The organism is Corticibacter populi (genome assembly GCF_004217315.1).
GTDB lineage: Bacteria > Pseudomonadota > Gammaproteobacteria > Burkholderiales > Burkholderiaceae_C > Lampropedia > Lampropedia populi.
In genome coordinates, this window is sequence record NZ_SGWR01000004.1 from 228,390 (window position 1) to 242,915 (window position 14,526).

The following is a 14,526-nucleotide window of genomic DNA, read 5'->3' on the forward strand; positions in this document are numbered from 1 at the left end:
GGAGTCTGGACTGTCTGCCATGGTTGGAACCCTCCGTATCCCATGCACATCGGGTACGGATCAGGCTTGCGGAGGCATGAATCTGCGGATGCATGGTGTGAGTCACTGCTGTCAGAACCTGTTCACGATCTTTTCTTGGGCCACGCAGGGGGTCAAAAATGCAGTGGGCAACGCCGCCCGATGCATTTTTGACCTCCTGCCCTTCGGGTTGCTCTGGCAAGCGCGCGCTGCGGTGTGACAAATCCTCGCCGAGCCACCGGCCCGACGGTGGTTTGCGCCTTGCATCGCATCGCCTGCGAGGGAGACGCGGCCCGCGAAAAGATCGTGAACAGGTTCTCACAGCGTGATGCAAACCCTTGCAATGGCAGGAGGATGCAGTGATCGCGGCAATGCCAGTGGGCCGGGATCTGGCCGTTGTTGTGCACCCGCAACGAAATCGCGTGGAATCCCTGTCCGATTGCAAATACTCTTTGCCATCGTCAGGAGGGTCTGTTGGAATACAACCTAACTTCCCCACCAGGAGGTTGGCTCGGGGAACCGGCGGGACTATCAGCTGGTGCAGCAATGACCCAAGACCCCCCGTACCGGAGCCCTATGTTTAACCTTGGAGTATCCGCAATGAAAAAATCTCTGATCGCTCTGGCCGCTGTTGCAGCTTCTGGCGCTGCCCTGGCCCAATCTTCCGTGACCCTGTATGGTGTTGCTGACGTCGCTGTTGGTTACCAAACCAAGAACAACGACAGCCAAGCCCGCGCATTCGCCAGCGAAGCCCTGAACAACGGCACCAGCCGTCTCGGTTTCCGCGGTGTGGAAGACCTGGGTAATGGCCTGAAGGCTTCCTTCAACTTCGAGCAAGCTGTCAACCTCGCCAACGGTAGCGCTTCGTCTGGCTATGCCCGCGCCGCCTGGGTGGCCCTGAGTGGCGACTTCGGTTCTATCCGCGCTGGCCGCAGCACTTCGCCTGCCAACCATGCTCGTGGCGCTTGGGAAGTTCTGGGTGACCCCAACTACTCCGTGGTTGCCAACCAGTTCGGCTACGCCGGTTCTGGCTCGCGTAACGATGCCCAACTGCTGTACATCACCCCTTCGTTCGGTGGTTTCACTGGTCAAGCCGCTTACATCTTCGAAGACAACCGTGATGGCAACAACGCCAAGTACGAACTGGCTTTGATCTACAAGAACGGCCCTCTGGCTGCTGCCATCAACTACGCTGACGCCGATGACGTCAACGGCTCCGGTACCGATGCCAATGGTCTGGATCTGGGCGTGAGCTACGACTTCGGTTCGTTCAAGGTCGCCGGTTCCTACCATGACGGCACGTTCTACGAACGCTCTGGCTTCAGCGGCCAAGACTACAAGGGCTTCAGCCTGGGTGCCAGCGTGCCGTTCGGTGCTTTCAGCCTGGGTCTGGAAGTCGCTTACGAAGACAAGTCGGACACCACCGACGCAGTGGTTGAAGCCAAGTACGCCCTGTCCAAGCGCACCTTCGTGTATGGTGTCTATGGCTACAACGAAAAGTCTACGGGCAAGAACGGCCTGAACGCTCGTCCGAGCGACTGGGGCAAGGACAACTTCGGCCTGGGCATTCGCCACAACTTCTAATCCGTGTGTAGTTGCACCAGCAACTAGCCATACTGCTTAGCAGACAAAGCGCCACCGTCAAGGTGGCGCTTTTTTTCGTCTGCTGTGTCTGCAGCGGGTCGTCGGCACTGCGCTGCATGCCTATTCGGCCCGGTCCACACAGAGGCATCCGGGTGATGTTTCACACGACGTCTGGTTCGTGAATCGGCAATGCCGCGGAGTCGACGAGAAAATGTTGCAACACGTGTCAACCGGTAGCATGGCTCGCGCGTCTTCACAAACGCTCTGGCAACATGTCGGGCATGAAAATCCTTGAGCACCGCATGTAAATCCCTGTTGCGTGGCTACCACTGATGCACAATCTGAAACCATCTTCGAAAACGTCAGTCGAACGGAATTGTTTTTTGGCGAATAATCAATCAGGCATCGCGTGAGTGCGTTCAGACATTGGATTTGTGCATGACCAAACAGGATTTTCTGGGTGTTGATACCGGCGCATCGGTGACCGGTTGCGGTACGGATGGTATGGATTGGCGCGCCACGCGTCGCGGCGCGTTGGGCGCATTGCTGGCTGCAGGTGCGGTGCCCGCGGCCCTGGCGCAGGGTTTGCGGGTGGAGATCTCCGGCTTCGAAGGGCGGCAGTATCCGATCGCGAACGTGCCGTTCAAGGGCGAGGTGCAGGCGCCGCAGAAGATCTCCGCGATCGTACGGGCTGACTTGGAGCGCAGCGGCGTGTTTCGCGGCGTCGATGCCAGCGGCGTGGCACTCGATGAGCTGTCCCGTCCGGATCTGGCTGTGTGGCGCCAGCGTGCCGCTGAATGGCTCAATACCGGCAGCATCAACCGCACGGCTGATGGCCGCTTCGATGTACGTTTCCGCCTGTGGGATGTGGTGCGTGGCGAAGACCTGGGTGGTCAGAGTTATGTGGTTCCGGCCGCAGACCTGCGGCTCGCGGCGCACCGCATTGCCGACTTCATTTACGAGAAGGTCACGGGTGAGCCGGGCGTGTTCTCGACTCGTCTGGCCTATGTGACCAAGGGGCAGCGCTATTCGCTGTGGGTCTCGGATGCCGATGGCGAGAATGCGCAGGCGGCGCTGACCAGCCCCGAACCGATCATTTCCCCCGCCTGGTCGCCCAATGGTGCACAGCTCGCCTACGTGTCGTTCGAGTCGCGCAAGCCCGTGGTCTATGTGCACGAGGTGGCGACCGGCCAGCGCCGGCTGGTTGCCAATTTCCGCGGTTCCAACAGCGCTCCGACCTGGTCTCCCGATGGGCGCCGCTTGGCGGTGACTCTTACGCGCGATGGCAGTTCACAGCTCTACACCATCGCGGCCACCGGCGGCGAGCCGGCGCGCATCATGCAAAGTGGTGGCATCGATACCGAGCCTTGTTTCTCGTCTGATGGCCAGTTCATCTACTTCGTCAGTGACCGGGGTGGCTCGCCGCAGATTTACCGTGTGCCCAGCAGCGGTGGCGGCGCGCAGCGCGTGACTTTCAGTGGCAGCTACAACATCTCGCCGGCACTCAGTCCCGATGGGGCTTACTTGGCCTATATCTCGCGCACCGGTGGCGGCTACCAGCTGCATCTGATGGACCTGGCTTCCGGCACGGTGACAGCCCTGACGAACACCTCGGCCGACGAAAGCCCGAGTTTTGCGCCCAACAGCCGGCTGATCCTCTACGCCACCCGCGAAGGCGGCCGCAGTGTGCTGGTGACCACGACGCTCGACGGACGCCACAAGGTCAAATTGTCCGGCCAGGGCGGAGAGATCCGTGAGCCGGACTGGGGTCCGATCCAGCGCTGAGCACCCCATGCCGGTGCAGGCGCACATGTCCATTTTTTTGAGGTTTTCTTTTACGCTAGTTAGCGGTTTGAGGAGTTCGTGATGTTGAAAAAGGCGCTTTCCTATTCCATGCTTGTGACAGCCATCGTGCTGGCAGGCTGTTCTTCCAAGGTCAAGCTCGACGACCAGGCCAATGCCGGGACGACTGGTACGGCCGCCTATGATCCATCCAGCGGTGCTGGTCAGAGCACGATCTCGGGCATTGACCTGACGACGTCGAACATCGAAGGCGAGGGCCCGGCCAACGTCGCCCATACCCTGTACTTCGATTTCGACAGTTACGCCATCAAGCCCGAGTATCAGGCCACGCTGCAGTCCCATGCGGATTTCCTGCGCGCCAACCGCAGCCGCACGGTGACGCTGGAAGGCCATACCGACGAACGCGGTGGTCGTGAATATAATTTGGCACTGGGCCAGAAGCGTGCCGAGGCGGTGCGCCAGGCACTGGACCTGCTGGGTGTGCCGGCCGGCCAGGTCGAGGCCATCAGCTATGGCAAGGAGAAGCCCAAGGTCCAGGGCTTCAACGAAGATGCCTACGCGCAGAACCGTCGCGTAGAGATCCGCTACAACAACTGATATGACCATGCAACGACCCGCACTGCCATTCCTCCGTTCTTCCCGCAAGGGTTTGCTGACCGTGGCGGCAAGCGCCAGCCTGCTTCTGCCGGGCGCAGCACACGCCTTGTTCGAGGATGGTGATGCCAGGCGCGCCATTCTGGAGTTGCGCGGTCGGGTCGATCAGTTGCAGCTCGTGGATCAGAACCATTCCTCCGAAATCCAGCAAATGCGCTCCAGCCTGCTGGAGCTGCAAAGCCAGATCAGCAGCCTGCGCAGCGAGATCGCCTCGCTGCGCGGTGAGAAGGAAGAACTGACCCGCGAGCTCCAGCAGTTCCGCGATGGGGTCGATGGCCGCCTCAAGCAGTTCGAGCCAGCACAGGTGCAGGTCGATGGTGCCGAGTTCTCCGCGCAGCCCGCCGAGCAGCAAGCTTATGAGGCTGCGCTCGATCTGTTGCGCAATGGTGACTACGCCAGATCGCGGGATGCCTTCACCGGGTTCTTGAAAGATTACCCGCAAAGTGGCTATGCGCCATCGGCGCGCTTCTGGTTGGGCAATTCCTACTACGCCACGCGCCAGTACCAGCAGGCTATCGACACCTTCAATGCCATGCTGCGCCAGGCGCCGCAGCACGAGCGCGCGCCCGAGGCGGCGCTGTCGATCGCCAATAGCCAGATCGAACTCAAGAACGTGACGGCGGCCAAGCAGACCCTGCAGAATCTGATCAACGTCTATCCGAATTCGGATGCGGCAGGCTCAGCCCGTGAGCGGCTGGCGCGCCTGCGCTGATGATTAATCGGAACTGAGCCAGAGCCAGAACCAGCGGCCATCGCCACGTGCGAATGGCCGTTGGTTTTTCTTTTTGTCCATCCTCTGACGCGTTTGCAGCAACAGCCCGATTGAAGCAACCCCATGCCATCCAACGAAACCCATGCCCAACGCCGTTTTGGCGGCATGCAGCGCCTTTATGGCGTCGAAGGAGCAGCTCGCATTGCGCAGGCTCGCGTCGCCGTGGTGGGCATTGGCGGTGTTGGATCCTGGGTGGCCGAGGCATTGGCGCGCAGTGGCATTGGCGCGTTGACGCTGGTCGATCTGGACAATGTGGCCGAGTCGAACATCAACCGTCAGATCCATGCCCATACCGAGAGCATCGGCATGCCCAAGGTGCTGGCCATGCAGCAGCGCATTGCTCTGATCCATCCCGGTTGCGAGGTTCAGGGCATAGAGGATTTTGTCGAGGAAGACAATGTGCAGCACTTGCTGGGCGGCGATGGGATTGATGCGGTTGTTGATGCCTGCGACCAAGTACGCGCCAAGGCCGCCATTGCTAGCGCCATGGTGGCGCTGAAGCGACCCTTCATCACCGTGGGCGCGGCAGGCGGCCGCACCCACGCCGAGCAGGTGGAGGTACAGGACCTCGGCCTGCTCTCCCATGACCCTTTGCTGGCGCAACTGCGCTACCGCCTGCGCCGCTACCATGGCTTTCCAAGCCAGGGCGCACGCATGCATGTGCCCTGCGTCTTTAGCAGGGAGGCCGTGCGCCAGGCCGATGCCAGTTGCGCCGCCACCCAGCAGGAGGGCAGCCTGAACTGCGCGGGCTACGGCTCATCGGTGGCCGTGACCGCCACCTTTGGCATGGTTGCCGCCGGCTGGATTCTGAATCGCTTGGCACTGGCGCCAGAGCCGCGCCGATAAGCTGCTATAATGCGCGGCTTCACGCAATTCTGATCATTGAGTTGCGGCAGCGTCGGGTCTTTAGCTCAGCTGGTAGAGCAGCGGACTTTTAATCCGTTGGTCGCGGGTTCGAATCCCGCAGGACCCACCAAAGAACAGTAGTAAAATCAAACACTTGACGTGAAAGCGTTGAGTGTTTTTTTGCGACCCGCTCCATGTAGCCGCTGTGTAGCCGACGGAAAGCAGAATCTCCACGAAACCTGTATCCCAAGAGCAAGGTTGCGCGGTAACGGTTTCTCTATACAGCAGGACCCAGCCAGCGCTCACCTGCCGGGATTTCATGCGGTGGGTTGCCGCACGCAGCGTTCGGCATCATCTATCGCCATCGATGCAGGCGGTGCGCTGCAGAGCGCCTGCATCGAGCGCTTCATCAGCAAGCTTCGACAGGAGTGTTTGGACGGACAATCGTTCGAAACATTGGTACAGACACATCAGGAGATCGCCCAAAGGCAGCACGATTTCAACGATGTGCGTCCCCACAGTTCACTGTGGCACACCCCGCGCGCGAGCTTCGCCTCCTGACATCGCCTGCGCTGGTGATGTCAGAAGGTCTAGAAAACCTTGGGTTCGCTATCTCACCACTGGTATGGTTGAAGCCGTCAAGTCAAAAGATCCTGCTCAAAACCCCGGACGATTCACAATGCTGCGCCGCTTCTCGAGGTGGCCGAGAAAAATCACCAGCGGCCACAACAGCGTCAAATAGATCGCTGCAGCCAACACGATGGGCGTGGGGTTGTAGAGCATCGACTGTGCGGTACGCGCCGCATAGAGCATGTCTGGGACCGAGACAACGCTCGCGAGCGTGGTGAGCTTGACGACCTCGATCATGTTGCTCACCAGATCGGGGAACACGTTGCGCAAGGCCTGAGGAATTTCCACCCAGATCAGGCTCTGCAGGCGGCTCATCCCTGTGGATCGGGCTGCTTCCCGCTGACCGGGCGCAACGCTCTCGAGACCGGCGCGAAAAATCTCACCGAAGTAACTCGAGTTGTTGAGCATGAAGCCGACGGCAACGCAGCCAAGCGGCGACAGCTCAACGCCCAGGTAAGGCAGGCCGGTGTAGAGAAAGATCAACAGCACCAGCGGCGGGAATGCCCGGAAAAAATCGATGTAAACCACCAGCACACCGCGTACCAAGCGACTTTTGGAGACGAAGCCGGCCACAGCAAGCAGCAAGCCACTTGCCAGGCCAAGTGGAATCACCCACAGTGACAGCGCCAGCGTGGTCCACAGGCCGTTGATGACATACGGCGTAACTTCTTTAAGCACGTCGATGTTGAAGAACGTTTGAATGATGTTGTTCATGGTGCCCGTTCTTCAGCTTCAGTGCATACCTGCGCCATGGCGGCGTTCGATGTATCGGCCCGCGATTACCACGGGAAGAAAAATCATGAGATAACCGAGGGCTCCCAGCATCAGCGGTGTTGGGTTGCCGGCGAAGCTCGTGGCGGAGGTCGCTTCGTTCAGAATCTCATTCAGGGCTGCCACCGAACCGTAGGCTGTGCCCTTGGTGATGGCGATCACACGATTGGTCAGCGGAGCAACCATCAGGCGGCAGGCCTGAGGCAATGTGACGTAAAGCATCGTCTGCGTGTGTGACAGGCCTGTCGAGCGCGCCGCTTCTTGAATGCCAGGAGGCTGCGCCTGGATGCCAGCCCAGTAGACTTCCTCCGAGAACGCTGCCAGCACCAGAGTCAAGGCCAGCCAGGTTGCCACGAACGCACTCATCGAGATGCCAACAAACGGCATCGCATAGTAGAAAAGAATGATCAATACCAAGGGCGGTAGCGCCCGCAGAATGTCTACCGACATTCTGATCGCCAGGCGCAATGTGCGCGAGGGAAAGGTCCGCAGATAAGCCAGCAGCAGACCCAGAGCAAGCCCGGCAACGACGATGGCCGCCCCTAGCTCAATGGTGACCATGGCGCCGCGCAGGATTTGCGGCAGATACTGGCGCGCAACGTCCGCGTTGAAGAATGTGAAAACGAGTTGATCAAGTTGCATGAGCAGGCCTCGCCGGGGTTTAGATACGGCGTTCGCCGATGCCCCCGACAAACGCCGCTGTGCGCGCTTGTGCCGGACTGCCAAAAACCTGGTCTGGATGGCCTTGCTCGACGATGACGCCATCTTCCATGAACACCACATGGTCAGAGGCCGCCTTCGCAAAGCCCATCTCATGCGTCACGACCACCATCGTCATCCCATCGTTGCGCAGCTCTCGCATGACTTCCAACACGCCCCCCACCATCTCCGGATCTAGCGCACTGGTCGGTTCATCAAAAAGTACCAAGGCCGGTCGCATCGCTATGGAGCGCGCGATGCCCACGCGCTGCTGCTGCCCGCCCGAGAGCTGCGCGGGGCGCGCATCGGCCTTGTGCTCCATCCCGACTTTTCTAAGCGCATCGATGGCGACTTTTTCGGCTTGGGCGCGCGGCATCTTCTTCACCTTGGTGAGCGCAAGGGCAACGTTACTCAGCACCGTCAAGTGTGGATAAAGGTTGAATGCTTGGAACACCATGCCCACCCGCTCACGCAGTTTGTTGAGATTCGAGCGTGGGTCATAGATGTCCTTGCCCTCAACAAGAACCTGACCGCTGCTCGCATTCTCCATGCGATTGCAGCAGCGCAGCAGCGTGCTCTTGCCGGAGCCGGAAGGACCGATGATGGACACCAGCTGGCCGGCTCGCACGTCCATGTCAATCCCTTTCAGAACGACATTAGACCCATAGTGCTTGAAGAGCTGGCGCACTTGCAGCAGCGAAGAAGAGGAAGTTGCGGACATCGGTTCGGGCAGTGAATATCTGGGGCTACAGGGCGCGATTAGTTGCAGTTCAGCTCGACGGGCGTTGCGTCATAGCCGTTGAGGCCTTCGACGCCATGGCCAGGCGGGGAGACCATGGTGGCGGAGTTGGGCAAAGGCTCGGAGTTAAACCATTTGGTGTAGAGCGCAGCCAGGGAACCATCTTTCTTCATGCACTTGAGCACCATGCTGACTTGGTCGCGACCGGCCTTATCGTCCAGGCGAAAAGGAATCGACCAGACCGAGCCTGTTTCAATGACAGCGGTCGATTTGATCGAGCCGTTGCTCTTGATCGCCCAGGCCGATGGCGTCAGCCCTGCCAGGTTGCCGTCAGCGCGTCCGGAGATCACAGCCTGTACGGCATCCGCATTGGTGCCATACACGGCAATTTCGTAGCCATACTGCTCTTGGTGGGCACGCGCCCACTCTTCCGGGCCGGAGCCCTTGTTGACTGCCAGCGTCTTGCCTCTGAAGTCTTCGAGAGAGTTCAGATCGTTCCGACTCTTCTTCACCACAATGGTGAAATTGTTGTTCATGTAGCCTTCGGTCAGAAGGACGGTCTTGGCGCGCTCGGCAGAAACTGTTGTTGGCGCCATCAGAAAATCGAACTTGCCTGCATTCAGCGCAGGAATCAGGGCGGAGTACTGTGCACCTTCAATCTCCAGGGGACGGCCGAGGCGTCTGGCGATTTCCTCGCCGAGCTCGACGTTAAAGCCCTGGTAACCACCACTGAGCTTGGGAAACGCATGCGGAGGGAAGTTCGGATCAATGCCGGTGCGCAGTGGCGTTTGGGCCATTGCGCTACCAATCAGGCAAGCCAGTGTGATAGGTGCAACAAAGAATCGAGTCAGGCGAGACATGGGCTAGTTCCTCTAAGCTAGGGTTAAGGGTCTGGGAGGGGGAGAGATGGGCGCTTCTGCACGCAGATCAGGCCGGAAAACCGCCAGCACGCGTCGCGCAAGTGCGTCGACAGAGTCGGTAATCACCACGTCAAAGGCATCACGGCACGTGTTCGGCAGCGCGAGTGGCAGCTCGGTACAAGCCAGCACCACGGCACGCGCGTGTTGTTCTGCCAGCGACGCGACAGCACGAGATGCCGGTGCCAATGCCTCGTTGGTGCGGCTTGCTTTGACCAGCTCGATCGCGCTCACACAGTCTTCAAAAGACTGGCTCTGTGGCACCAGAACGTCATAGCCGCGCGCTTTGAGGGCCGGCTGATAAAGATCCAGCGCCAAAGTTGCCGGAGTGGCAAGTAGGCCAATGGGGCCATCAACGACTCCTTGACTCGCCAAGTCATCAAGCACCGCATCGACGATATGCAGAATCGGTACATGGCTGTTGGCGGCCAGCTGCGGGTACCACAGATGCGCGGTGTTGCACGGAATTGCGATGCAATCGGCCCCTGCATCGACCAGTAACGCGATCCCTTGCATCATGTCCGGCAAAGGGCTTTTGCCGCCGTGCAGCATGGCGGCGGTGCGATCCGGAATTCTCGGATCACTGCGCAGCAGCACAGAAATGTGCTCCTGATCACAACCAGCTGGCGTCATTTCGATCAGCCGTTTGAGAAAGTGCGCGCCAGCCAACGGGCCCATACCTCCTAGTACGCCCAGACATTGGGGTGCTTGGGCACCGTTCATGGCTTGGCCTTCCCATTCACGGCATCAATGGCAGCAACAATGGCTGCCGCGCAAGGATCAATCACCGGGACATCAAGCGCCGACTCAAGCTGCCCGCGCAATGCGGACATGCCGGCGCAGCCAAGCAATATGGCATCAGCATGCAGCTTGTCGCGCAGTGTCCTGCCGGCAGCAAGCATGCGCTCGAAGGCCTGTACGTGATCACCGGATGCGGCTACCGAAATATTCAGTGCACGTTCACCCACTACGCGGTGTCCGATGCCTATGCGCTCCCAGTACGCAAGATGGCGTGGAATCGCAGCATCTGCGACAGCCACCACCCCAACACGCTCTCCCGCCTGCAGGGCGCAGCGCATGCCTGCCTCCCCCATGCCGATGACGGGGATTGCACACTGGCTGCGGACCGCCTCCAAGCCAGGATCGCTGAAACAGGCGATGACCGCAGCGTCGTACGCACCCAAAAAGTTGCCGACAACGCGCGCGCCCACGCGATGCCTTGCGTCTTCAAAATCGGCTTGTGTCACGATCCCCTCGGGTCCATCGCTGCAAGTAACACCGACTATTTCAGCCATGCGCTCGGGCATGGCGCAACGCATTGCATGCACCACCGACTGCGTGACGCTCTCGCTGCTGTTTGGGTTGAGCGCCAGGATGCGCGGCACCACATTCATTGCGGACCTCTCACTTCCAGCAGCGCCTTGAGTACTGATCCACGCACATGCGTAGCCGCCGTATTTGCTGCGGATGCGTTTGGCAACTCCGGTTTGCTGCGCCGCAGAAACTGCCCGGTGCCGCGCTCGACCAGCAATTGCCCATCCTGAACGACTACCCGGCCCCGGTTGATGACCGTGGTCGGCCAGCCCTGCATCGTTCGCCCTTCGTAGGGCGTATAGCCAGTGTTGTCGTGCAGCATGCTGGCCTTGATCGTGGTGCGGCGTTCTGGATCCCAAATGGCGATGTCGGCATCGGCGCCTGCCACCAGTTCACCCTTGCGGCCAGACAGGCCATATAACGCGGCGTGGTTGCCTGCCGTCAATGCGACGAATTGATGGATATCCATGCGTCCCGTCATCACGCCTTCGCTGAACAGCAATGGCATGCGCAATTCGATGCCTGGAACACCGTTTGCCATCTCTTTGAAGGTGGTGGCATCGCCGTTGGGAAGCTTGCCTGAAGCGTCGAAGCGGTAGGGGGCGTGGTCGGAGGAATACGTCGCCAGCGTTCCATCGAGCAAGCCGCGCCAGACTTCCTGCTGCGACGCGGCGTCGCGTGCGGGTGGCGAGCAGCAGAACATGGCGCCCTCCAACCCGGGACGATCCATATCCTTGGCGTCAAGGAACAGGTACTGTGGGCAGCTTTCGGCAAGAACCCGGGCTCCCAGGCGCTGCGCGCCGCGCAGCAACTGCACCGTCTCGGCTCCGGCAACATGCACGATCATCACCGGTACGTCCAGCAAGCGAGACATCGCGATAGCGCGATTGGTGGCTTCGCTTTCCGCGATTGGGTCATGCGCCACACCATGGAACTTGGGCGCTGTGTGCCCCTGCTCCAGCAGGCGTTGCGTGATCCAGCGGATCATGTCGTGATTCTCCGCGTGCAGCATCACCAGAGCTTGCTCGTGCCGCGCCAGTGCCAGAATATCCAGCAGCTGGTAGTCGTCAAGGCGCATCTTCTCGTAAGTCATATAGACTTTGAGCGAGGTAATGCCATCACGGATGGCCTGCGGCAAATCGGTCTGCATGGTCTCCTCATCTGGATTTGCCACGATGAGATGAAAGCCATAGTCGATCACCGCTTTTTCGGCTGCCCGCGCGTGGTAGTCAGCCAGAACTTCCGGGATGCTTGCATTGCGATGTTGCGCCGCGAACGGAATGATCGTGGTCGTACCACCAAACGCCGCAGAAACGGTTGCGCTGTAAAAGTCGTCCGCGCACATCATGCCCATCCCGGAGCGCTGCTCGACGTGACAGTGGCTATCAATGCCGCCTGGCAGTACCCAATGCCCGTTTGCGTCGATTTCGCGTTTTCCTGCGCCAAGCTGAGGTGCAATGCGCGCTATGCGCCCGTCGCATACGCCAACGTCACTCATCTCCACGCGGCCTTGTGTCACGACGCGGCCGCCGCGTATGACCAGATCATATTGGGGGACGTTCATTTGACCGGTGCTCCAGCGCCGGTGCGCTCCGTGATCAGCTTGTAATGCTCCGGCCGGCGATGCTTGGCGAAATTGAACACATGTTCACGGAACATCTCACCCAGCGACAGGTCCACGTTGGCGGTAATTACTTCATCTTCTTCCGATACCGCGCGTGCCACGATCTCGCCTGTAGGAGCGACGATCACCGAACTGCCGATCATGTGATGACCGTCCTCACTGCCACACTTGGCTGCCGCAGCCACCCAGAGACCGTTTTGATAGGCGTTGGCTTGCAGAGAAATCAAATGCGTGGTCGTGCGAAGATGCACCGGCTCATTCCAGTGGATGTTCAAGGACGGAGTGTTGTAGCCCAGCACCACCACCTCAGCGCTTTGCAGTGCCATGACGCGGTAAGTCTCTGGCCAGCGACGGTCATTGCACAGGCACATTCCCATGCGCACTTCGGTGTCTCCTAGCGGCACGTTATGCACCCTGAAACCCAAATCACCTACTTCAAAGTACTTCTTCTCCAAATGCTGAAATGGTGCCTCGGGCTTATGGTCAGAGTGACCTGGCAAATGGATCTTGCGGTACTTGCCAGCGATGCTGCCATCAGGCCGCACGATCACTGCGGAGTTGTAGGGCGTGCCTTCTGGCGTGAGCTCGGCATAGCCAAGATAGAACCCCACACCCAAATCGCGCGCGGTATCAAAAAGTGGACTGGTCTCCGTACTGGGCAGCGTTTGCTCAAAAAAGCGCGCCTGTGCTTCTGCATCTCCCATCCAGTAACGCGGAAAAAATGTTGTCAACGCCAGCTCCGGGAAAACGACAAACTGCGCGCCCCGATTTTTTCCCTCCTTCAGCATTTCCACCAAACGAGCCACCACCGACGCTCGGGAGTCATCCAGATTTACTGCGCCCATCTGAGCCACAGCCATCACGAAGCTACGCTTTCCAGTCATCTCATGTTTCCATATCAATTAGGGGTGCAGGAATGATTGCGCAACAGGACAGAAAAATCGATAACGCTTTTATTCCCAGCTATTGCCGTTTTGTTAACACCTGCAGTGGATGCACTGAATCCGAACATTTTTCGCACCAAACAAGGGCATTTATGGTCTCCATGCACGTCAGATGGCACCGAAGTTGTGCTCAGTCAAGGATGGGATATCTCCATGGCCGGACTATGCGAAGCATCGCCCGCGAATCTAAGAGCCTGTTCAAAGGCGTGGATGTCGGAGACACTCTTGCCTTGCCACCGTTATGCGCGAGTTGGAGTTAGAGTCACTGCATGAAGTTGAGACATCTGGAAGTGTTCTGGGCGGTCATGTCAACCGGCTCGGTCAGTGACGCCGCTCGGCTGCTGCACGTCTCTGTGCCGGCAGTGAGTCGGGTACTCGGCCATCTGGAAGTGCAGCTTGGGTTTCCCCTGTTTGATCGAATCAAGGGGCGTCTTTATCCGACCGAGGAATCAAAGCGACTTTTCAAGTCGGTCGATGACATCTACGGGCGTATACGTGATATCGACCGGCTCGCGCAAGACCTTTTGCAACGTCGTAAAGGCCTGCTCAGCATTGTTGCAAGCAATAGCATTGGCCATGAGCTAGTGCCTATCGCACTGGCAAAGCTGCGCTTGAGGTTTCCCGATTTGCACGTGCGCTTCGTACTGCTAGGGCACGAAGCGCTGCGCGACTGCATACTTGAAGGCCACGCCGATCTTGGCATATCGACGCTGCCGATGGAACACCCTCAACTCACGACGCGCCTGATAGCACGCAGTGAGTTGATGTGCATCTGTCCTTGGAGTCATCCCCTCGCGCAAGCCAGCGCCGTTAGTGCGCAGGAGCTGGCGCAGCACCTCAACATTGGTTACGTACCGAAAACACCAATGGCCCAACGCCTGGCCTCTTTTTTCGATCAGCATGGATCTGCGTTGCAGACCACCATTGAAGTCGGGACCCCCCATAGCGCCTGCGCATTGGTACAAGCCGGCGCAGGCGTAGCATTGGTAGAGCAATTCTCCCTGCAAAGCTGGCCAAGAGCTGCATTCAGGGTAATCCCTCTTGAGGGGGCAACGCCAATTCTCGCCGACTTGATTTATCTTCGCGGCGCACCGCTAAGTCGTCCCGCTGACGTGTTTGTGGAATATCTGACGGAGGTACTGGATATACGCGCCCTGATCCCCAATGCACCCAAACTTTCCATGCAGATGCTCTTGGATTGACTGAGTTGC

The 14,526-nt window shown here is 59.2% G+C and carries 15 protein-coding genes and 1 tRNA gene; 8 read left to right on the plus strand and 8 right to left on the minus strand.

Features of this window, described 5'->3' with window-relative positions:
* Positions 1-618 precede the first annotated feature (618 nt).
* From EV687_RS15105 to EV687_RS19435, 7 genes are all read left to right on the plus strand, one after another.
* Positions 619-1,602, plus strand: a complete 984-nt coding sequence (locus EV687_RS15105; RefSeq protein ID WP_162846612.1) for a porin — start codon at positions 619-621, stop codon at positions 1,600-1,602.
* 504 nt (positions 1,603-2,106) lie between these two features.
* Complete coding sequence (gene tolB, locus EV687_RS15110) at positions 2,107-3,387, plus strand: Tol-Pal system beta propeller repeat protein TolB (RefSeq protein ID WP_122229915.1); 1,281 nt, start codon at positions 2,107-2,109, stop codon at positions 3,385-3,387.
* 108 nt (positions 3,388-3,495) lie between these two features.
* Positions 3,496-4,002, plus strand: coding sequence for a peptidoglycan-associated lipoprotein Pal (gene pal, locus EV687_RS15115; RefSeq protein ID WP_423201096.1), 507 nt, complete (start codon positions 3,496-3,498; stop codon positions 4,000-4,002).
* A 1-nt stretch (position 4,003) separates the two neighbouring features.
* Positions 4,004-4,771: a tol-pal system protein YbgF gene (gene ybgF, locus EV687_RS15120; RefSeq protein WP_122229484.1), complete on the plus strand. Its 768-nt coding sequence runs from the start codon at positions 4,004-4,006 to the stop codon at positions 4,769-4,771.
* Positions 4,772-4,894: 123 nt separating this feature from the next.
* Positions 4,895-5,677, plus strand: coding sequence for a tRNA threonylcarbamoyladenosine dehydratase (locus tag EV687_RS15125; RefSeq protein WP_122229482.1), 783 nt, complete (start codon positions 4,895-4,897; stop codon positions 5,675-5,677).
* 54 nt (positions 5,678-5,731) lie between these two features.
* A tRNA-Lys gene (locus EV687_RS15130) sits at positions 5,732-5,807 on the plus strand.
* Between the two features lie 194 nt (positions 5,808-6,001).
* The gene (locus tag EV687_RS19435) at positions 6,002-6,238 is read left to right on the plus strand and encodes an integrase core domain-containing protein (protein ID WP_423201103.1); all 237 of its coding nucleotides are present in this window, start codon (positions 6,002-6,004) and stop codon (positions 6,236-6,238) included.
* A gap of 96 nt (positions 6,239-6,334) precedes the next feature.
* Here EV687_RS19435 and EV687_RS15140 read toward each other — a convergent pair whose 3' ends face one another.
* The 8 genes from EV687_RS15140 to EV687_RS15175 are packed head-to-tail and all read right to left on the minus strand — an operon-like array spanning position 6,335 to position 13,255.
* Positions 6,335-7,021 carry an amino acid ABC transporter permease gene (locus EV687_RS15140; protein WP_122229478.1) on the minus strand — a complete coding sequence of 229 codons (687 nt, stop codon included), beginning with the start codon at positions 7,019-7,021 and terminating at the stop codon, positions 6,335-6,337.
* 18 nt (positions 7,022-7,039) lie between these two features.
* On the minus strand, positions 7,040-7,720 hold the full coding sequence (locus EV687_RS15145; RefSeq protein ID WP_122229476.1) for an amino acid ABC transporter permease: 681 nt from the start codon (positions 7,718-7,720) through the stop codon (positions 7,040-7,042).
* 19 nt (positions 7,721-7,739) lie between these two features.
* Positions 7,740-8,498, minus strand: coding sequence for an amino acid ABC transporter ATP-binding protein (locus EV687_RS15150; RefSeq protein ID WP_122229474.1), 759 nt, complete (start codon positions 8,496-8,498; stop codon positions 7,740-7,742).
* 38 nt (positions 8,499-8,536) lie between these two features.
* Positions 8,537-9,376 carry a transporter substrate-binding domain-containing protein gene (locus tag EV687_RS15155; protein ID WP_122229472.1) on the minus strand — a complete coding sequence of 280 codons (840 nt, stop codon included), beginning with the start codon at positions 9,374-9,376 and terminating at the stop codon, positions 8,537-8,539.
* Positions 9,377-9,388: 12 nt separating this feature from the next.
* Positions 9,389-10,156, minus strand: a complete 768-nt coding sequence (cuyB, locus tag EV687_RS15160; protein WP_122229470.1) for a cysteate racemase — start codon at positions 10,154-10,156, stop codon at positions 9,389-9,391.
* Complete coding sequence (locus EV687_RS15165) at positions 10,153-10,827, minus strand: aspartate/glutamate racemase family protein (RefSeq protein WP_122229468.1); 675 nt, start codon at positions 10,825-10,827, stop codon at positions 10,153-10,155. Before EV687_RS15165 ends, cuyB begins: the two co-directional genes overlap by 4 nt.
* Positions 10,824-12,311: a dihydropyrimidinase gene (hydA, locus tag EV687_RS15170; RefSeq protein WP_122229466.1), complete on the minus strand. Its 1,488-nt coding sequence runs from the start codon at positions 12,309-12,311 to the stop codon at positions 10,824-10,826. Before hydA ends, EV687_RS15165 begins: the two co-directional genes overlap by 4 nt.
* Positions 12,308-13,255: an N-carbamoyl-D-amino-acid hydrolase gene (locus EV687_RS15175; protein WP_122229464.1), complete on the minus strand. Its 948-nt coding sequence runs from the start codon at positions 13,253-13,255 to the stop codon at positions 12,308-12,310. Before EV687_RS15175 ends, hydA begins: the two co-directional genes overlap by 4 nt.
* 329 nt (positions 13,256-13,584) lie before the next feature.
* Between EV687_RS15175 and EV687_RS15180 the strand changes: the two genes are divergently transcribed.
* Positions 13,585-14,517, plus strand: a complete 933-nt coding sequence (locus EV687_RS15180; RefSeq protein ID WP_122229462.1) for a LysR family transcriptional regulator — start codon at positions 13,585-13,587, stop codon at positions 14,515-14,517.
* The last annotated feature ends 9 nt before the right edge of the window (positions 14,518-14,526 follow it).